This is a genomic window from Mangrovimonas yunxiaonensis (assembly GCF_000733475.1).
Taxonomy (GTDB): Bacteria; Bacteroidota; Bacteroidia; order Flavobacteriales; family Flavobacteriaceae; genus Mangrovimonas; species Mangrovimonas yunxiaonensis.
This window is the reverse complement of record NZ_JPFK01000005.1, coordinates 491472-512786: the sequence shown is the minus strand read 5'-3', so window position 1 is coordinate 512786 and position 21315 is coordinate 491472. Positions and strand designations below refer to the sequence as shown.

The following is a 21315-nucleotide window of genomic DNA, read 5'->3' as shown; positions in this document are numbered from 1 at the left end:
AGTAGTTATTAGAAGTAACGTGGTGAACGCGATACTTTCTTCGACAGATTAATATCAAAATTGATGAAAATTTCATGTGAAGAAGACGTCACTACATCCAAATCAGACTGAATGTTATCGTAAGCGTACCCTACTCTTAAGTTTGGAGTGATTAAAAAGTTAATCATGCCACTAAAAGAGTCTTCTAAGCGGTACCCTACACCTACTTCAACTAGGTCGTACATAAAAAGGTTGGCATTAACGTCGAAACTCACTGGTGCATCTACAGCCGCTTTAAGAAACGCATGTGGTTTTAACTTAAAGTTGTCAGACAAACCAAATACATAACCTGCTGCTGCAAAAAAGTGCTGTACTTCCGACCCTATTTTACGGCCATTGGTATCTAAGTGCACCGAATTTAACATGTTAGGCATAGACAAAGACACATAGTATCTGTTTGGTTGATACAAATACAATCCTGCACCGATGTTAGGGGTTACTTCGTTTACGTTTTCATCTAATAAAGGGTCGCCCGTATTTATTGCTTGAAGACTTGTTAACCCAATGTCGTGAAACGTTGCTCCGGCTTTAACTCCAAAGGCCAACTTATGCTCGCCTCCAAGAGGCAATGTGTATGAGAAATCTGCATACACATTGTTTTCACTTACAGGACCTATTTCATCGTTAATAAATGAAAGTCCCAAACCTACACGCCTACCAACAGGAGAGTGGAGAGAGAGGGTTCCTGTTTTAGGAGCCCCATCTAAACCAACCCATTGACTTCTATATAACGCGCCTATGGAAATAGCATCTTCTACAGATCCAGCATAAGCAGGATTTACGACATTCATGTTATACATATACTGCGTATATTGTGGATCTTGCTGTGCTTGTGCTTGCCATGCAAGCAAAACTGTTACGATTATTATATATAGTTTTTTCATTATAATATTTTAGTTGTTTGTTGGTTTACTTCTCTCTGTTAATATATAACCAAGCGGTTTTAACCTGGTTTCCTTGATATTTAACAACATAGTAGTATGTTCCTGTTGGCAACTCTTCACCATCATCTGAAATACCTTCAAACTCGTTAGTGTAGTTTTGCTTGCTGAAAATTTTAACGCCATGCCTGTTAAATATTTCAAGGCTTTGAACGTTGTATCCAGACAAATCAAATGCTTGGTTGTACGCATCTCCGTTAGGTGTTATAACCTCTGGGAACGCACACACTTCTACTGTTACACTAACAACATCATATTGCGGACAAGGCCCGTTGGTGGTATACATTACTTGGTAAGTAGCACCCACACTTCCTTCGGTTATTTGTCCTGTTTCACTATTAATAACGGCACTGTCTGTTGGTGCATTTGCAAAGGCAAATTCACCACCTTCATCGCCCATAACAGTTGCTATGGCACCACATACATCTGGTGTCATCATAAACGATGCATCTTCGAAAGGCAATACTGTGAATGTTTGTGTCGCAGCTGTTGGACAATTACCCGCCGTGGTATACGTTACGGTATACTGTGCGCCATATTCGCCTCCTGTAACCTCACCAGTAACAGGGTCAACATCTATGTTATCGCTTGTTGTGAACGTTCCACCTGCATCTCCTGTTACAGTTGCTGTTGCACCGTCGCAAGTTGGTGTCATGGTAAATGACGCATCCTCGGCTGGTAGCGCCGTTACTGTTTGCGTTGAAGACATAGGGCAGTTTCCTGCTGTGGTATAAACTACGGTATAAGAGCTTCCTGGTGTGCCGCCTGTAATTTCACCTGTTTGGACGTTTATTACTGCATCATCTCCAGGTTCAGGGCTAAAGGCAAATGTTCCGCCTGTAGTACCTGTTACTGTGGCTGTAGCGCCATCGCAAGTAGCATTTAGTGTAAATGACGGATCATCTTCTAATGTTACAACAAGAGAGAACTGAACTATGGTATAACAATCAGAACCTGTATTTACAGCGTCAATATCCTCTACTCTTACATAAATAGTTTGTGGATTATCTGTATTGGTATAAGGTGATGTAAGTGCCACTGAGTTATCTCCAGCTTCTGCTTCTACTAAGGTAGCATAGTATGTTACTGAAAAATCTGTATCAGATTGACCGTCTAAAATTTGAGCTGTTTGAGACTCTAAATCAAAGTCGGCAAACCCATCTGCATCACATACGGTCATATCATCAGGTTGCACTGCAAAGCCAGTATCATCGTATAGGTTTATAGTAAGCATTTCAGATTGGTAATTTCCATCGCACACATCGCCTCTAGAAATAACAAAGTACTGACCTGAGGTTGTAGCCTCGAAGGTAGGTGTTGTTGTTGTAGCTTGATAAAAGCCGTTTACATACCAATCAAATTCATCAGCATAAGGCGAGCTGGCTTCTATGGTCACACTTGTTTCACCACAAAAATCAACTGTATCGGTAGCTGTTACGTCTATGCCGCCTACTTCTTCTATAACCACATCACATACTACGCTACAGTTTGTTCCATCTGTAGGTCCAGAATCCTGTGTAAAGGTGTAATATCCATTTTGTTGTGAATAGTTGGTTATTAATATAATGAATACATCTCCAGCTTGCACCCCATTAAGGTTTATGGTTTCTTCTGCAGTAGCAGAATAACTACAATCCGCTTGGGTTTCTGGCAACAACTGGAAACAAGCTCCATCTTGACTATTAAATGGCCCCCATACAATAAAATCAATATCTAAACCAGTTCCAGAACCATCTGGTTGTGTGTTTTGGTTTAACGAGAATTGATAATCCCCTGCTTGATCAAAATATATAGAGTTCCATTGTGGGTCTGGTTGTGAGCCCAAACATCCGTAATCTAAATAATCTGGCGCTACTTGGTCACCAACAATACTTGGATATACCAAATCGCTCGCACAAATAGGCAACGCATCTAAACAGTAGGTTGGACAAGATGACAAGAATGACTGACTAATAATTGTACAATCGGTATTTTGCTCATTAATTAGAGACATGGTAATACTTTGATCTAGGGCAAAAGGTCCAATTTGGTACGTTCCTACATCTGTTATTTGTTGCTCTAATGAAGCGTCTACGTTATTTGAAATTAACAAACTCGTTGCATCACCTACACTGGTTACATCAACTTCGACAAAGACCTGCCCATTATCACAATCTTCAATCATAGTAAAGGTGGCTTCTGGCAACGTACATGATAATTGTTGAATATTTAACATAAAGTCCAATGTCACACCCCAAGATCCTGAATAACATGGATCTGGTGTTGACTGCCCAAAATCTGCTGTCCCTATTCTCATGGCATGTTGCCCAAGAGGTGCTGTTGCCGGCATGGTAAAAGACGCATTTAATGTGGTTGGGTTTTGACCTGCAGACTCTCCAGAATAAACCAATTCTGAGGCTTCAAAAATAAAGTTGTCGTTAAAGTCTATCCAAATGTTGGCATCGTAAGGAATCCCAGTTACAAAGGTAATTTGAACATTGGTTAATATGCCTGCAAAGGCATCTACTGGTGTAGCCGTATGGTCTTCATAGGTTACATCGCCAAAACTCGGGAAATCTGTTGTTACAATTTGTACATTGCCCACACCGTTCCCGTCGTTACTTGTTGGCACAGACTCGCAATATCCTGTAAAGAAAGATCCGGTTCCAGCCCACTCACTAACACCATCTACAGCACCACAATCGGCCTGTACATAAAAATCGTAATTTGTATTGGCATCTAATCCTGAAATTTGATAAGGGTTCGTTACTCCATTTACAACCGTTCCAGCGCCTGTTCCAGGAACAAAGCCAGATGGTCCGTATTCAATATTCCACGAACCTTCAGGCCCAACGGCAGTCCAGCTTACTTCAACAGATGTATAAGATAATACAGTAGCTGTTAAATTTATTGGTTTAAAACAGGTAGGGGCTTCGTTAAACCCAACATCATCTACTAAAATATCGTTATAAAATGCAGAACCTGGACTGTTTGTATTAACTGTAAACCTAGCTTGTACTGGTCCTGTAATTGTATATGTAGACAGGTCAATAATCATATCATTCCATCCGCCTGATGATCCTTGAAGTGTATAAACATTAGTCCATGCTGCTCCATCATAAAATTCTACATCAATTGTATTATAGGTTCCATCGTCTTCATTTTCACTAAAAATTGAAAAGAATAATGCAGGTGTTGTTAATGGCGATACATCTATTAAAGGTGTTGTTAGTATACTAATTGTATTTGCTGTCCCTGATCCATCTATCCATGCGTAATTGGTGCCTCCGCCAACAGTATTGTCTCCTGCATTTGCAGCGGCATAACCTCCATTAGTATCATAAATCCAACTTTCATCTCCAGACTCTGTCCAGCAGTTTGGTGTTGAGCTATCATCAAAAGGCTCTACAAAAGGCGCTGTAAACACATCGCATGCCGTGGTAAACGCAAAAGGCCCTACCCATGTACTTGCGCCATCAACGGCGCCACAATCGGCTTGTACGTAAAATTCGTAATCGGTAGCTGCTGTTAAGCCATTAACGGTATGTGGGTTAGACACTCCTGTTTCGGTTGGTGTGCCTGTGGCTGGTGTGCCTGCAGGCACCACTTCTATATTCCAAGCTGAAACAGTACCCGTCTGCACCCAACTTAACTCGGCAGAGTTTGGTGTAGTAGCATTTACAGCTAGTTGTGATGGCTCTGGACAAGTAGGAATTTCTCGCACTCTAAAGTTATCGAAAAACACATCAACGTCTACAGAACCACTAGTTGCTCCTTCAGAAGCCCAAACACCAAATTGAACAATATCACCACTATTAGCCGTCAAGTCGAAGGTATAATGTGTACCTGTCGCTGTAAAAGTAGCTGTATTATCCCATGTTTGTAATGCTGTCCAAGTGGCACCTCCATCGTTAGACATTAAAAATTGCACTTGATCATCACTATCTAAAGCTCCCGGCGTATCTGTGGTAGCCCAATCTAATACGGCAAAATCAAATTCTACCTGAAATGGCCCACCTGTTAAATCAATTTGCGGGGAAAGAATCCAATCGCTCTTACCTGTAGTATAAAGGTTAATTTTAAAGGCTCCTGTAGTCCCGTTATTAAGGTAACCGTCTGCCGTCCATGAACCGCCTCCTAAGTTTTGAGGGCCAGTAGTAGGATCTCCTGCATCGGCTTCATCCCAACAATCGGCTGGAATGGTTGTAAAATCTTCTAGGTAATCTGGCACATAAACATCACATAGTGTTGTAACGCTTACTGCCCCTGCCCATTCGCTAACACCATCAACGGCGCCACAATCTGCTTGCACATAAAAATCATAGGCCGTAACAGCTGTTAAGCCATTAACCGTATGTGGGTTAGACACCCCTGTTTCGGTTGGCGTCCCCGTTGGAGGCGTTCCAGCTGGCACCACCTCTATATTCCAAGACGCTTCTGAACCAGCTGCTGTCCATCCAAACTCTACTGAATTTGCAGAAAGCACGGTTGCTGTTAAACCAATAGGCTTAAAACATGTAGGTGCTTCGTTAAACCCAACATCATCTAGCAGTATATCATTATAAAATGCATCTCCTGTGCTATTGGTATTAATAGTAAACCTAGCTTGCACAGCACCAGTAACATTGTATGTCGTAAGATCTATAGCCACATCTTGCCATCCACCAGACGCCCCTTGAAGTGAAAACACATCATTCCAAGCAGCACCATCATAAAATTCTACATCTATGGTATTGTAAGTTCCATCGTCGCTGTTTTCACTGAAAACTGAAAACAATAATGCTGGTTCTATTAATGGCGACACATCTACTAAAGGTGTTGTTAATGTGCTAACGGTATTTGCTGTTCCAGACCCATCAATCCAGGCGTAGTTGGTACCGCCACCTGAAGTATTATCTCCAGCATCTCCAGCATCATAATCACCACCTAAACTGTAAATCCAGCTCTCGTCTCCAGCCTCTGTCCAGCAGTTAGGTGTTGAACTATCATCAAAAGGCTCTACAAAAGGCGCTGTAAACACATCGCATGCCGTGGTAAACGCAAAAGGCCCTACCCATTCACTAGCGCCATCTACGGCACCACAATCGGCTCTCACATAAAATTCGTAATCGGTAGCCGCTGTTAAGCCACCAACCGTATGCGGGTTAGACACCCCCGTTTCTGTAGGCGTTCCTGTGGCCGGTGTTCCGGCTGTTACCACCTCAACATCCCATAGGCCTTCCGAACCACCTAAATTCCAAGCCAACTCTACAGAGTTAGTGGCAATTACATTGGTCACAATATTAGAAGGCTCTGGACAAGTAGGCTGCAAATGCAGGGTTACTTGAATGTTAGACCATTCGGCAGAAGACCCCGACCAAGATTGGTTCATAACAATATCTAAGGCGCCATCAACCGAGGGGTCGTAAAGCCCCGAAAAGTCTCCAGAAAACTCAATTGTGGTCATAGCACCACTATCATCCGTCTCAGAAGTTGGCGAATCAATCACCACCGTACCGGCAGTAGTCGTTACGGTTAAGCCGGCCTCACTGTCCCAAGCATTACTAATGCTAACCCAATCTGCCGTTACAGTAAAACTGTCGTAAAGTCCCGCTGTTACACCTCCAGAATTCCCTGCGTCGTTGACATTAATCGTTACCGGAGTGCCATTGGCTACCGTGTAAGGCCCTGCATCAGCAGGAAACGAAAATTGAGAGAAAACTGAAAATGAAGCTAAAAAGACAATACTAAAACATAGTAAAGATGTAATTTTTTTCATTTTTAAGAATACGTTAGTTATTATGGTTTTTTTTAAATAATACCTTAATGATAATCCAACAATATTGCTAGATTACTTTAAGTGTACTTCAATAAAATTTGAATTCCTAAAATTAGAAAAAAACAATGGTAAGATTACCTTAACACAAAGTTAATAGATGAAATGCTGTTTTATTCGACAAAACGAATAGGGCTTTTCTTTAAGGTGCAGGATTAGGGGTCTGAGCGTGTACTAAATTTATTTCACTTAACACCTCTGCCGATAATTCTAACGCGATGCTTTCTATATTTTCTTTTAACTGGTCTATGCTTGTGGCACCTATAATATTACTGGTTAAAAAAGACTGCTGATTAACAAAGGCTAAAGCCATTTGCGACAGCTTAAGACCATGATTTTTAGCCACTTTCAAATAGCCTTTTGTTGCTTTAGTTGCCTGAGCACTACTATACCTACTATATCTTGAAAACATGTTAAGTCTGGACTTGGCAGTATCGGTGCCCTGTATATATTTCCCAGAAAGCACCCCAAACCCCATTGGTGAGTACGCCAACAGGCCCATATTCTCCCTCATGGAAACTTCGGCCAAATCACCTTCAAACGTCCTGTTTAAAAGCGAATACGGGTTTTGAATGGTTACCATTCTTGGCAAGTTGTATTTTTTAGCATCTTCCAGATAGCGCATTGCTCCCCACGCTTTTTCGTTGGAAATCCCCACTTGCCTAATTTTTCCCGATTTAACAATATCTTGAAGCGTTTCTAACACCGCCTTAAAATTATCCTGCCAGGCGTCGTTGGAATTGTACTTAAAATCGCGCACTCCAAACGTATTGGTCTGCCGCTCTGGCCAGTGCAATTGATACAAGTCTATATAATCGGTTTTTAACCGCTTAAGGCTGTTGTTAACCGCATCGTGCAAAGCTTCTTTTGAAAACCCATTGGTTCTTATATGCGATGTATAATCGCCATTACCGGCTATTTTGGTGGCCAGAACTACCTTATCCCTATTATTTGTTTCTTGAAACCATTGCCCAATAATACGTTCGGTTTCTGCATAGGTTTCTGCACATGCAGGCACGGGGTACAGCTCTGCCGTATCAAAAAAATTCACACCTTGATCCAAGGCAAAATTCATTTGCTCGAAACCTTCTTGCTGGGTATTCTGGTTTCCCCAGGTCATGGTTCCCAAACATATTTTACTAACTTTTATATCGGTATGTGGTAATGTGGTATATTTCATAAGCATTAAAAAAAGGCGCATCTCTTTTTTTTGATGCGCCTTAAAGCATGTTATTATTATAGATCGTTTAACAGCTTGGAAATCTCATCGAGTTTTGGGGTTAAAACCACCTCGATACGTCTGTTTTTAGCACGCCCTTCTGCCGTCTCATTGCTCGCTATTGGCGCAAACTCACCACGCCCGGCGGCTGTTAGGCTACTAGGATTAATACTAGGGTTTTCCCTTAAAATATTAACAATGGCCGTCGCTCTTTTGGTAGACAGATCCCAGTTATTGCTTAATTGCCCCCGCCCAGAATACGGCACGTTATCGGTATGCCCTTCTATAAGGATATCTATTTCTGGGTTATCGGCCAACACATCTCCTAATTGTTTAACCGCTCGCTTTCCGTTGGTCCCTACAGCCCAGCTTCCAGACTGGAACAACAGTTTATTTTCCATAGACACGTAAACTTTTCCGTTTCGCTGCTCTACGGTTAACCCCTTCCCTTCAAAATCGGTTAAGGCTCTCGAAATGGCATCTTTTAATTGCGACATGGCTTGGTCTTTAGCCGCAATGACACGCTCTAATTCTGCCACGCGGTTAGACCTGTCCTCTAAGGCCTGCTTAAGTTTTTCCAGTCTGGAATTCTCGGCTTCCAAAGCTGCTTCCTTAGCCTCTAACTGAGCTAAAAGCTCGCGGTTTTTTTGTGCGTTCTTGGCAATGGCCGCCGAACTGTTTTTCTCTAACGCTTCGTATGACGCCTTAAGGTTATCGAGGTTGCTTTTTGCAGCATTGTAATCCTGCTGGTATTGGTCGCGTTCTGCTATGGCTTCTTGATACGCTTGCTGAAGTTGTGATAGCTCGTTTTCTGTTGCCGTGTTTTTATGCTGCAGCGTTTCATTTTCTTCTGCAAGTGCTTTGTTCTCCTTCTTTAAGGTCGCGTACTTACTCTCCAGGTCTTTATATACCTTTGGCGATACGCAAGAGGTTGCCAGTGCTATTCCCAATAAAGAGGTTGCCAGTTGTTTTTTCATAGTAATATAGTCGTTTTTTAAGGTTCTATTTCTACCATTATAGGACAATGGTCGCTGTGTTTTGCTTCAGGTAGTATAACGCCGCGTTTAAGGTTTTCTTGTAAAGGTTTTGCTACCATGGCATAATCTATACGCCACCCTTTGTTGTTAGCCCGGGCATTGGCGCGATAACTCCACCAGCTGTAGTGATGCGGATCTTTATTAAAATGCCTAAAGGAATCGATAAAACCACTAGCGATAAAATTCCCCAGCCATTCCCGCTCAACAGGTAAAAACCCAGACACATTTTTGTTTCTAACTGGATCGTGAATATCTATGGCTTCGTGGCAAATATTATAATCGCCGCAAATAACCAGATTTGGATACGCTTGTTTTAACTCGTTTACATACGCCTGAAACATGGCCATGTATTCCAATTTGTGCTCCAAGCGTGCTATATTGGTTCCAGAAGGTAGATACAAACTCATAATAGAGACGCCATCAAAATCTACCCTAAGGTTACGCCCCTCGGCATCCATAGATGGTATACCGGTTCCGTATTCAACATGATTTGGCTCCTCTTTACATAAAATAGCCACCCCGCTATAACCTTTTTTTTCTGCTGAAAACCAATAATGATACTGATAACCAGCTTCTTCAAAAAGCGCCACTTCTACCTGCTCTTTTAAGGCTTTTATTTCCTGAATGCATATCACATCGGGGTTAGCCGCTTTTAACCAATCGACAAAGCCTTTTTTTACCGCTGCACGAATGCCATTTACATTGTATGAAATTATTTTCAAAAGAATGATTTTTTAAGAATTTCAGCTAAAATAAATAATGCGTTACTTTTACACCACTAAATTAATGTGCTTTTAACAACTCGTTTCAACAAAATATTTTTAACGTTATTATGTTTTACTGTTAATGAAAGGGTTATTACCACTTATTACCTGCCTTATAACGCTTGGCGCTTTTGCCCAAGACACCAACAGCAACTACAAAACCAAACGCGTTGCCGTTAGGGATAGTGTGGTAATTGATAGCGTGAGCATAAACCCGAACTTTTTTAGCCTTAAAACCAAAACAGGCACTTATGTAGACGAAAGCTACTACACCGTAAATTTTACCAATGCCACACTTAACCTAAAAAAACCCATTGCCAGCGACACCTTAATTATCGATTATTTAACCTACCCCCGTTTTTTAACCAAAACCTACAAACAACTAGACGACAGCATTATTGTAGCCCGCAGCGGCAATCTTGAAAAACTCTATCGATTTTCCCAACCTAGCGAGAAAAAAACATTTACTCCTTTTGACGGGCTAACCACTTCTGGTAGTATTTCTAGGGGCATTGTTATTGGCAACAACCAAAATTCGGTCCTGAACAGCGAATTGGATCTACAAATTACCGGCAAGCTTAACAACAACATCTCCATTAGAGCTTCTATACAAGACGCCAATATTCCGTTGCAAGAAAGCGGGTATTCGCAACGTTTAGATGAATTTGATCAGGTTTTTGTAGAACTCTTTAGTGCCAATTGGAAAATTCGTGCCGGCGATATCGACCTAACAAACCCGCATAGTTATTTTGCAAATTTTTCTAAGCGGGTACAGGGCTTACATGTGCAGGGACGCCTTAACCACAACAACTCCAACACCAACCTTTTTGCCTCGGGCGCTTTGGTGCGCGGACAGTTTACCACCAGCCAGTTTACTGCGCAAGAAGGCAACCAAGGCCCCTATAAACTTCGCGGCCCAAACCAAGAGCTCTTTGTGCTTATTGTTTCTGGAAGCGAAACGGTTTACGTAAACGGTATTGCTTTAGAGCGTGGTGAAAACAACGATTATATTATTGATTATAATGCAGGCGAAATTATTTTTAACCCAACCTTTCCAGTCACTTCGGAAATGCGCGTAACAGTCGATTACCAATATAGCGAACGCAATTATTCCCGACTGGTTGTTTTTGGTGGTGGCCGCTACCAAAGCAACAACCTTAACTTGGGCATTGCCGTATACAGCGAAAACGACTCTAAGAACAATCCGTTACAACAAAACCTATCAACCGAACAAATAGACATCCTCGCTCAAGCCGGCGACGACCAAACCCAAATGTTTGCGCCCTCTAGCACCCCCGAAAACTACAACGAAAACCGCATTTTATACCGAAAAGAACTCCTAAATGGCCAAGAAGTATTTGTCTTTTCAAACAACCCAGACGACCAACTGTTTAGCGTTCAGTTCTCTTTGGTTGGCGATAACCAAGGCGACTATATTATAAGCAACAGCAATGCCATAGCCAATATTTACGAATATGTGGCACCTGTAAATGGCATACCCCAGGGAAATTACGCCCCCCTTGTGCGCCTTGCCGCACCAACAAAACTACAAATAGCCGTTTTAAATGGCGATTATAAACCCACCCAAAAAACCAATATTGCGTTTGAAATTGCCGGCAGCAAAAACGACTTAAACCTATTTTCTACCATAAACGATGAGGATAACGACGGCTATGCCGCGAAACTAGAAGTCAACCAAGCCCTACTAAAAAAAGACAGTCTTTGGAATTTAAATGCCGTTGTTGCCACCAATTACATCAATAAAAACTTTACATCCATTCAGCGTATTTACAATGCCGAGTTTAATCGCGATTGGAATCTGGATCAAGCGTCAGACAGCTATTTGGCTACCAGTTTCGGGAATCAAACCCTTTTAAAATCAGGGCTGCAAGCATTTCATCATAAAAAAGGGATTGCTGAATACCAGTTTGAACACTTAAATTATTCTGAAAACTTTAATGGCAGCCGCCATGTGCTTAACACCAATTTACGCTTAAACCGTTGGCACATTGTATCGGCCACTAGTTTCCTAAACGCATCTTCAACCACAAACACCTCAACATTTTTACGCAGCTACAATCGTGTAACCTATAGCTTTAACAAGGCTTGGGCCGGAACAAGATTAGCTCTTGAAGACAACGAACAAAAGGAAAAAACAACAAACCAATACACCCCCTTAAGCCAACGTTACAAATCGGCCGACCTGTTTACCGGCATTGGCGACAGCACCGATGTTTTTGTTGAAATGGGCTATAAGTTTCGAGTAAACGACAGCCTACAAAACAACCAATTGCAAAAAGTAAACACATCGAATACCTATTATTTAGACTCACGACTTATTAAAAACCAAGCTACCAATTTATCGCTTTACGCCAATTACAGAACCCTAAAACACGACGATGACACTTTAGAAGACGAACACGCGATAAACTCCAGGTTACAGTTTAGTCAGCGTTTGTTCAGGCAACTTATATTTTTTAACACCTCCTACGAAACCAACTCTGGAACCCTCCCGCAACAAGATTATACCTTTGTTGAAGTAGAACCCGGGCAGGGCGCTTACACCTGGATAGACTACAACCAAAACGGCATTCAGGAGCTAGAGGAATTTGAAGTGGCCCAATTTCAGGATCAGGGAAAATACATTAGGGTCTTACTTCCTAACCAGGTGTACATAAAAACGCATCAAAACCGCTTAAGTTTAAACTTAACGTTTAATCCGCAGCAATGGTCTACAGCCAATAATGGGTTTTTAAACGTAATCTCGCGCTTTTATAGCCAGACCTCGTACCTGGTTGACCGAAAGCAGCGCCGCCAAGGCAACCAGTTTAATTTAAACCCCTTTAAGGGCGACCCCGAAAACGAACTGGGGCTGCAGTCTAACTTTAGGCATGTGCTCTTCTTTAATCGTGGCAAACAACGCTACACCACATCGTACACCTACCTACAAAACAACACCAAAAACACCCTTAGCGTTGGGCGCCTTGAAAATGCCCTTATAAGCCACAAACTACAGTTTACCCATAAATTTGCCAAAAGCTGGCTGTTTAATTTGGAAGAAGCCTACAACAATAACAAGAGCTCTAGCGAGAATTTTAGCAGTAAAAACTTTAACCTAGATGAAGTGGATATTTACCCCAAACTCTCTTATTTGTTTAACGACAACGCCCAATTTGATGTTTTTTACCAATACAGCCATAAAGAAAATACCATTGGTAGCCTAGAAACCCTATCGCAACAACGCTATGGCGTTTCTTTTTCTTACGCCAACACCGAAAAAATTGCCTTAAACGGCGAGTTTAATTATTTTTCGAACACCTTTTCTGGCGACAACAATACCCCAGTAGCCTACCAAATGCTGGAAGGCCTGCAACCGGGCACCAATTTTACTTGGAGCCTTTTGGCACAAAAAAAGATTACCAAATATCTGGACTTGAATTTAAATTATCTGGGCAGAAAAAGCGAAACCAGCCGCGTAATACACACCGGGAACATCCAGCTAAAAGCGTATTTTTAGGGCTTATAACTTTTATCATATTTTAGCATGGCATTTTTTTGTAGCTTTGTGTTTTTATGAGCAAGTTGTTCTCCATAACGTTTTCGTTGTTAATACTTGTACAGAGTTTTAACATTAGCTTAGAGGATTTTTCTAAGCTGGGCAATCTTTTTGAGCACGCCCAATACCACAAGAAAACCTATGGTGATTCCTTTTACCAGTTCTTACAGGAACATTATGGCAACACCGAAATTGCTCATAACCATGACGACACCAACAATCACGACAACCTTCCTTTTGGCCACGACAGCCAATGTTGCCACCACTTTAGCAACCCGTTTACCATACAGGCCAATCATTTCAACATTAGCACGGCAACGTTTTTAAAAATACCGTTCAACTTTTTCTACAAAGAGTCTTCTTCGCTTTTCGAAAAGCCCAGCGTTTTTCAACCCCCGCAACTAGCATAATTTATTTTTCGTTTTAACGTACGCCTTTCCTAGGGGAATGGTGGATTAAAAATGTCTTTTAAATAAATAAATCATGCTAAAAAAAATTATTGCGTTTAGCTTAAACAATAAGCTTATCGTTTTTTTGTTCACGGCCTTAATTATAGGCTTTGGGATATTCTCCCTTACCAGAATTTCTATTGGTGCTGTGCCAGACATCACCAACAACCAAGTGCAAGTTATTACCACATCTCGAAATTTAGCCACGCAAGATGTCGAGCAGTTTATTACCTACCCCGTAGAATTGGAAATGGCCAATTTGCCTGGAGTTCAGGAAATACGGTCGGTATCTAAATTCGGCCTATCGGTAGTGACCATTGTTTTTAATGACGCTATGGGCACCTACTTGCCCCGCCAATTAATTGCCGAAAAAATTAAATCGGCTTCCGAAAAAATCCCCGAAGGCTTTGGCACGCCAGAAATGGGCCCCATTACAACAGGTTTAGGCGAAATTTACCAATACATTTTAGATGTCGAACCAGAACACAAAACCACCTACTCCATTACCGATCTGCGCTCCATTCAGGATTGGATTGTTAAACGCCAATTATCTGGAATTCCAGGCGTTGTAGAAGTTAACACCTGGGGCGGGTATTTAAAACAATACGAAATTGCCATAAACCCCACCAAGCTTGCCGCCATGAACATTAGCATTGGCACGATTTACCAAGCCTTAGAAAAAAACAACAGCGTTGCCGGTGGTGGTTATATCGAAAAAGCGAACAAGGCCTATTTTATTCGTGGCGAAGGTCTTGTGGGCACCCTACAGGACATTGAGAATATTGTTGTAAAAAACGATGGCACCCCCATATACATTAAAGACATTGCCGAAGTAGGTTATGGCCATGCCACACGCTTTGGAGCCATCACAGGAAATGGCGAAGGCGAAAAAGTTCTAGGGCAAATTATGATGCTTAAGGGCGGAAACTCCAAAAAAATAATCGACGATGTTAACCAACGGGTTGCCAGCATCCAAAAAACCCTTCCAGAAGGCGTGTATATTAACGGGTTTTTAGAGCGTAGCGAACTTATAGGTAAAACCACCTTTACCGTATCTGAAAACCTAATTCTAGGCTCTTTAATCGTTATTTTTGTGGTCGTCCTATTGCTAGGAAACTGGCGCTCCGGATTGGTTGTTGCTTCGGTTATTCCATTAAGCTTGTTGTTCGCTATTTCGTTAATGTACCTTTTTAAAGTCGATGCCAATTTAATGAGTTTAGGCGCTATAGACTTTGGTATTATTATCGATGGCGCCGTGATTATAGTCGAGTTTATTGCCTTTCAAATTACCACGCAAAGTGCTAAGCTAAAAACACTTTCAAAAAAGGATATCGATGGCATTACCTTAAAAAGTGCATCAAAGATGATGAACTCGGCCATATTTGGGCAACTTATCATCTTAATCGTATTTATCCCTATTCTTACCTTAAGCGGCATTGAAGGAAAAATGTTCAAACCCATGGCCATGACCTTCAGTTTTGCCCTTATAGGGGCCATGCTGCTGTGTTTAACTTATGTTCCCGTCGTATCGGCATTATTTTTAAAACCCGAGCAACCTTCAAAAAAGAACATCTCGGTAAGACTTATGAGCAAGCTCACACAATGGTACCAGCCTAAAATAGATTGGGCCTTAGGCCACAAGCGTTTGGTTATAGGAGCCGCCCTAGGGCTTCTACTCTTAAGCTTCGGTATATTTAGTAAAATGGGAGGCGAGTTTGTCCCTACCCTAGACGAAGGTGACTTTGTAATACAGCCCGTTTTAAAAACAGGCACCTCGCTAGGAAAAACCATTGACATCACCACAAAAATAGAAACCATTCTTTTAGACCAGTTTCCAGAGGTAGACCAAGTGGTAAGCCGCATAGGTGCTGCCGAAGTCCCTACCGACCCCATGTCTATGGAGCAAAGCGACGTGATTATTAAACTGAAGCCTAAAAAAACATGGGTTTCTGCTGAAAGTAAAGACGAACTAGCCGAAAAAATGAAAGCTGCTCTAGCAGTAATTCCAGAAATGGAGGTCGAATTTACCCAACCCATAGAAATGCGTTTTAACGAACTTATTACTGGGGTTAGAGCCGATGTTGCCATTAAGGTTTTTGGCGAGGACCTCTCTGTTTTAGCCGAAAAAGCAAATGCCATAAAAAATGCCATTGCAGATGTTGAAGGCGCTTCGGATATTATTGTTGAAAAAGTAGAAGGTCTCCCACAAATGACCGTTAACTTTAACCGAAGTAAAATTGCCCGTTACGGCCTAAATATCGCGGATTTAAACCAAGTCATTGCCATGGGGTTTTCGGGCCATGTTCTAGGCAGTGTTTTCGAGGGCGAGAAACGGTTCGATCTAGCCATACGGCTTAAGCAGGAAAACAGACAAAACCTATCGGATCTTAAAAACCTGTACGTCGACCTGCCTAGCGGCGGCAAAATCCCCTTAAACGAATTGGCAGAAATCTCATACACCACTGGGCCTGCACAAATCTCGAGAGACGACACCAAACGACGTATTGTGGTTGGTGTTAACGTAAGAAACCGCGACCTACAATCGGTTGTCGATGACATTCAGGAGCGCATTAACCAAAACGTACAATTGCCCGTTGGGTACAGCCTTACCTACGGTGGGCAGTTTGAAAACCTCCAAAGTGCTAAAAACAGACTATTCGTCGCCATTCCTATTGTGCTTGTGCTTATTTTTATTTTGCTCTACTTTGCCTTCAACTCAATTAAAGATGCGCTTATGGTCTATTCTGCCATTCCTATGGCTGCCGTGGGCGGCGTACTTTTACTGTGGTTTAGAGACATGCCCTTTAGCATTTCTGCGGGTGTTGGCTTTATTGCCTTGTTTGGCATTGCCGTTTTAAACGGCATTGTATTAATAGAGCACTTTAAAGAGCTCCAACACATGGGCATTACCAATATTAGAGAGCGCATTAAGCGAGGTGCTACAGAGCGTTTGCGTCCAGTGCTCTTAACCGCATCGGCGGCAGCATTAGGGTTTTTACCTATGGCAGTCTCTACCAATGCCGGAGCCGAGGTACAACGTCCGCTAGCAACCGTTGTCGTTGGCGGCCTAGTAAGCGCTACTATTTTAACCCTTATTGTCCTTCCCGTAATCTACGCATGGATGGAAGAAAAAAAACCGTTGAACATGAAAAAAACACCCATAGCCATCCTCTTGGTTTTGCTTACAACAGTTAGTGGGTTCTCACAACAGCATCCATTATCGGTTGAAGAGACCATTGCTTTGGCCATAGAAAACAACCAAGGCATTAAAGCAGCTTCCTTGAGTGTCGATGAAGCTGAAGCCCGCATTGGTAGTGCTTTCAGTTTTGAAAAAACTCAGGTTTTCCACAGCTACGACGAAAACAACATGGCCGTAAACAACAAGCCCTTAAAAATATACGGTATTGCCCAGGATTTTAAATTTCCGACAGTGTATTTTGCCGATAAACAAACGCATACGGCAGCTTTAAACATGCAACAGTCTAAGTACAAGATTGAGCTAACTGCACTAAAAAAAGCGGTTTACACCAATTACTACCAGCTTAGTTATGCCAAGAACAAGGCAAAAACCTATCGGTTTTTAGACAGTTTATATGGGGCATTTGCCCATAATGCCAAACGCCGTTTCGAGCTTGGCGAAACCAATTATCTGGAAATGATTACGGCCCAGTCCAAACAAAAACAAATGGAAACCAGCTACAAACAGGCTCAGCAAGATGTTCTGGCCAAAAGCCAAGCCTTAAAACAAGTGGTTCAGGTAGACACCTTGTTAATTAAGGACGCCCCCTTGTCCAGAATAGCCTTACAAGCAATTGCTCCTGAAAGCAACCCAGGACAGCAGTATTTAGAAGCTTCTAAACAGTATTATAAAACCCTAAAAAACCGAGAGCGACAGGAATTACTTCCAGACATTAGCGCCGAATATTTTATAGGCACCAACAGCAGCCTTAACCACAACATTCAAGGGTATCAAATAGGCTTAAAAATCCCGGTGTTATTCTCTGGACAGGCTTCTCGTATAAAAGCCTCTAAAATTGCCGAGGAGATTGCTAAAACAAACCAAAACGATTACAACATAAAACTCGAAAAAACGCACAAAAGCCTTATGGCAAAGCTGGCCGAGCACGAAGCCGCCATTAGCTATTACGAGACACAGGGCAAAGCGCTTTCAGAAGAAATTATTAAAACGGCTAACCGTTCTTACAAAACAGGTGAAATAGATTTTTTCCAGTACATACAAAGCTTAGAAACGGCTACAGATATTGAATTGGAATATTTAAGCAACCTCAACACCTACAACCAAACAGTAATTACCATCAATCATTTAACTTTATAGTCATGAAATATTTATATATCAGTTTTTTAGCCATAGCGCTTTTTTCCTGCCAAAACCAAGAAAACAGCAGCACCACGCAAAAACCTCATGCCGAAAACACCGAGCATCACGATCAGGTTTTTATTTCCAAACAACAATTTCAAGGTGAAAAAATGGCTTTGGACACCCTTTCACAACAGACCTTTAAAGAAACCGTTGTTGTAAATGGCATGATCGATGTGCCGCCACATAACAAATCTAAAATTACCACTTTTATGGGCGGATACATTACGCAAACGCCTTTACTTATTGGCGATGAGGTTAAAAAAGGGCAACTGCTTGTTTCCTTAAAAAACACCGAATTTGTAACTTTACAACAAACATTTTTAGAGGTTGCAGAGCAATTACAATACCTGGAGAATGAGTACACGCGCCAGAAAACCTTGTATGAAGAACAAATAACCTCGCAAAAAAGCTATTTAAAAGCAGAGAGCACCTATAAAAGTAACCTAGCGCATTATAACGGATTGAAAAAAAAGCTGGAAATGCTCAACATAAATCCAAAGTCGGTTTTAAATGGCAATATCGTCGACAACATCAATATTTATTCGCCTATAGCTGGGTCGGTTTCCAGCATACATGTTAGCAATGGCGCCTTTGTTGCTGCCAGCGATGTCATAATGGAAATTATAGATTCTGAGCACATTCACTTAGAGCTGTCGGTGTTCGAAAAAGATATTATGAACATTAAAAAGGGGCAAAAAATCACCTTTAAAATCCCCGAAGCCTCAAACGAAACATTCCTAGCAGAAGTGCATTTGGTTGGTAGCACAATAGATGAAACCACTAGACGCATTAAAGTTCATGGGCATATCGCCGACGAAAGCAAGCCCTTTATTGTTGGCATGTTTTCTGAAGCCGAGATTTACACCAATGAGCTAGTGAGCATCGGGCTTCCTAACGAGGCCATTATACCGGTGGGAGACCACCATTACATTCTAGTTTTAAATAAAGAAACCGAAACCGGCTACCAGTTTAGCAAAACCGAAGTCACCATAGGAAAACAAACCGAGAGCCATACAGAAATATTAAATGCCAAGCCCTTATTAGGCAAGCAGATTATTACAGCAGGAACAAGCATGTTATTAAACGATAGTGAGGGTGGCCACAGCCATTAAGCAATATGTGCAACACCGCAGAGCATAAACACGAACATTCCCATAGCCAAGGTATTTTTGGCAAACGCACCGAACTATACCTATCGTTGCTATGTGGCCTTTTCTTAATTATTGGTTTTGGTATAGAGAAGTTAACCCATTGGCCTTGGTACACCTATTTGGGCAGCTATATCATGGCCTACGGTTTTGGCGGGTATTACATTACCATTGAAGCCGCCAAAAAGCTATCTCATGGCAAATTTGAAATCGATTTTTTAATGATTGCCGCAGCTGTAGGAGCTGCCTACATTGGCAGTTGGACAGAAGGCGCCTTTTTGCTGTTTTTATTTAGCCTAGGCCATGCCTTAGAGCATTACGCCATTAAAAAGGCCGAAAAATCCATTAAAGCCCTTGGTAATCTAACTCCGAATACCGCTTGGTTAAAAAATGAAAACGGGTTAAATGAAATTCCTATTGAAGACCTTCAAATAAACGATGTGATTGTGGTAAAACCAAACACCAAAATTGCAGCAGATGGTGTTATTATTAAAGGGGACAGCAGCATTAATCAAGCCCCCATAACGGGCGAGAGCATACCTGTAGACAAAACCGCTATCCCAAACACCCAAAACACACCAGAGTTTGCCCATATAGATAGCAAACACCTCGTTTTTTCTGGAACCATTAATGGCGACAACACCCTTGAAGTTAAAGTATTAAAGCTCACAAAAGACTCCACCGTATCGCGATTAATCACCTTGGTTAATGAGGTTGAAACCAAAAAATCGCCTACACAACGCATGACAAAAAAATTCGAGGAAACGTATGTTCCCGTTATCGTTATATTGGTTGTACTGCTTTGTTTTGCCTTTTTGGTGGTAGACGAATCTTTTAATGAAAGTCTTTATCGCGCCATAACTGTTTTGGTTGCAGCCAGCCCCTGCGCTTTGGCCATCTCTACCCCAAGTGCTGTGTTAAGTGGTATTGCCAGAGCAGCGCAAAGCGGCGTTTTAATAAAAGGTGGAAAAGCCCTTGAGAATCTTGGGGTCATTTCTACCATAGCATTTGATAAAACAGGCACACTCACAGAAGGCAAACCCAAATTAACCAACGTTATTCCGGTTAACGGATTTAACAAAGAAGCGCTTTTAGAGTTGCTCTTCGAGGTGGAAAGCTTAAGCAACCACCCCTTAGCAAAAGCCATTGCTAACGACATTCAGGCTCAAAACCAATTAACCCATAAAGGGCTGGCCTCAAACATAAAAGCCATGCAAGGCCAAGGCATACAAGCCATTTATAATAACGCTCCTGTTTACATAGGAAATGCTAAATTAATGACCAACCATAATCTGGTTTTAAATGGTAGTCTTTCAACAGAAATGGACACCCTCTTAGAAAATGGGCATACGGTAATGCTTGTTGGGTATAACAACCAAATTGTCGGCTTGGTAAGCGTTATGGATCTGCCACGTAAAACGGCCAAGCAAACCCTATTAAGGTTAAAAAAAATAGGCATTAAGCGCATGGTTATGTTAACTGGAGACCACCAACATGTTGGAAATTCTATAGCAAAGCAAATTGGCCTTACCGAGGCCAAAGGCAACCTCTTACCCGAAGATAAAGTCACAGCCATTAAGGCTTTAAAGGCTCAATATGGTAAAGTTGCCATGGTTGGCGATGGGGTTAACGATGCGCCTGCCATGGCTTTAAGCACGGTAAGTGTTGCTATGGGAGCCGCAGGAAGTGATGTGGCTCTAGAGACTGCCGATGTGGCCCTTATGTCTGATAAAATTGAAAGACTTCCCTTTGTTATTGGCTTAAGCAGAAGGTCTAAACACATTATTACCCAAAACATCTGGATTAGCATGGGCGTTGTGGCTCTGTTGGTACCTGTAACCATCCTGGGGCTTACCAATATTGGACTCGCTGTACTTTTTCATGAAGGCTCTACTTTAGTTGTCGTTTTAAATGCTTTGCGGCTTTTAGCCTACAAAGACCAATAAAAAAAGCCCCGTAATGGGGCTTTTTCATGTTGCTTATAAGG

General features: G+C 41.8%; 10 protein-coding genes. 5 read left to right on the top strand and 5 right to left on the bottom strand.

From position 1 onward, the window contains the following. Positions 1–8: 8 nt before the first annotated feature. The 5 genes from IA57_RS06375 to IA57_RS06355 all read right to left on the bottom strand — a co-directional run bounded on the left by IA57_RS06375 (position 9) and on the right by IA57_RS06355 (position 9752). The gene (locus IA57_RS06375; RefSeq protein ID WP_036120795.1) at positions 9–923 is read right to left on the bottom strand and encodes a PorP/SprF family type IX secretion system membrane protein; all 915 of its coding nucleotides are present in this window, start codon (positions 921–923) and stop codon (positions 9–11) included. A 25-nt stretch (positions 924–948) separates the two neighbouring features. Next, positions 949–6717, bottom strand: a complete 5769-nt coding sequence (locus IA57_RS06370; RefSeq protein WP_036120792.1) for a fibronectin type III domain-containing protein — start codon at positions 6715–6717, stop codon at positions 949–951. 199 nt (positions 6718–6916) lie between these two features. Further along, entirely contained in the window at positions 6917–7954 is a 1038-nt protein-coding gene (locus tag IA57_RS06365; RefSeq protein WP_036121379.1) for an aldo/keto reductase, read from the bottom strand. 56 nt (positions 7955–8010) lie between these two features. After that, complete coding sequence (locus IA57_RS06360; protein ID WP_036121377.1) at positions 8011–8970, bottom strand: OmpA/MotB family protein; 960 nt, start codon at positions 8968–8970, stop codon at positions 8011–8013. 17 nt (positions 8971–8987) lie between these two features. Continuing rightward, positions 8988–9752, bottom strand: a complete 765-nt coding sequence (locus IA57_RS06355) for an exodeoxyribonuclease III (protein WP_036120789.1) — start codon at positions 9750–9752, stop codon at positions 8988–8990. A gap of 124 nt (positions 9753–9876) precedes the next feature. Between IA57_RS06355 and IA57_RS06350 the strand changes: the two genes are divergently transcribed. The 5 genes from IA57_RS06350 to IA57_RS06330 all read left to right on the top strand — a co-directional run bounded on the left by IA57_RS06350 (position 9877) and on the right by IA57_RS06330 (position 21274). Further along, entirely contained in the window at positions 9877–13311 is a 3435-nt protein-coding gene (locus tag IA57_RS06350; protein WP_036120787.1) for a hypothetical protein, read from the top strand. Positions 13312–13367: 56 nt separating this feature from the next. After that, the gene (locus IA57_RS06345) at positions 13368–13760 is read left to right on the top strand and encodes a hypothetical protein (RefSeq protein ID WP_036120783.1); all 393 of its coding nucleotides are present in this window, start codon (positions 13368–13370) and stop codon (positions 13758–13760) included. 73 nt (positions 13761–13833) lie between these two features. Next, on the top strand, positions 13834–18135 hold the full coding sequence (locus tag IA57_RS06340) for a CusA/CzcA family heavy metal efflux RND transporter (protein WP_036120780.1): 4302 nt from the start codon (positions 13834–13836) through the stop codon (positions 18133–18135). A gap of 2 nt (positions 18136–18137) precedes the next feature. Continuing rightward, a complete protein-coding gene (locus IA57_RS06335; protein ID WP_036120778.1) occupies positions 18138–19292 on the top strand; it encodes an efflux RND transporter periplasmic adaptor subunit in 1155 nt (384 codons plus the stop codon). Between the two features lie 5 nt (positions 19293–19297). Further along, the gene (locus IA57_RS06330) at positions 19298–21274 is read left to right on the top strand and encodes a heavy metal translocating P-type ATPase (RefSeq protein WP_036120774.1); all 1977 of its coding nucleotides are present in this window, start codon (positions 19298–19300) and stop codon (positions 21272–21274) included. The last annotated feature ends 41 nt before the right edge of the window (positions 21275–21315 follow it).

Bases quoted from the DNA above. Each gene is read 5' to 3' on its own strand.
- IA57_RS06330 (WP_036120774.1), top strand. From the start codon at position 19,298: ATGTGCAACACCGCAGAGCATAAACACGAACATTCCCATAGCCAAGGT.
- IA57_RS06375 (WP_036120795.1), bottom strand. From the start codon at position 923: ATGAAAAAACTATATATAATAATCGTAACAGTTTTGCTTGCATGGCAA.
- IA57_RS06365 (WP_036121379.1), bottom strand. From the start codon at position 7,954: ATGAAATATACCACATTACCACATACCGATATAAAAGTTAGTAAAATA.
- IA57_RS06350 (WP_036120787.1), top strand. From the start codon at position 9,877: ATGAAAGGGTTATTACCACTTATTACCTGCCTTATAACGCTTGGCGCT.
- IA57_RS06335 (WP_036120778.1), top strand. From the start codon at position 18,138: ATGAAATATTTATATATCAGTTTTTTAGCCATAGCGCTTTTTTCCTGC.
- IA57_RS06340 (WP_036120780.1), top strand. From the start codon at position 13,834: ATGCTAAAAAAAATTATTGCGTTTAGCTTAAACAATAAGCTTATCGTT.
- IA57_RS06360 (WP_036121377.1), bottom strand. From the start codon at position 8,970: ATGAAAAAACAACTGGCAACCTCTTTATTGGGAATAGCACTGGCAACC.
- IA57_RS06370 (WP_036120792.1), bottom strand. From the start codon at position 6,717: ATGAAAAAAATTACATCTTTACTATGTTTTAGTATTGTCTTTTTAGCT.
- IA57_RS06345 (WP_036120783.1), top strand. From the start codon at position 13,368: ATGAGCAAGTTGTTCTCCATAACGTTTTCGTTGTTAATACTTGTACAG.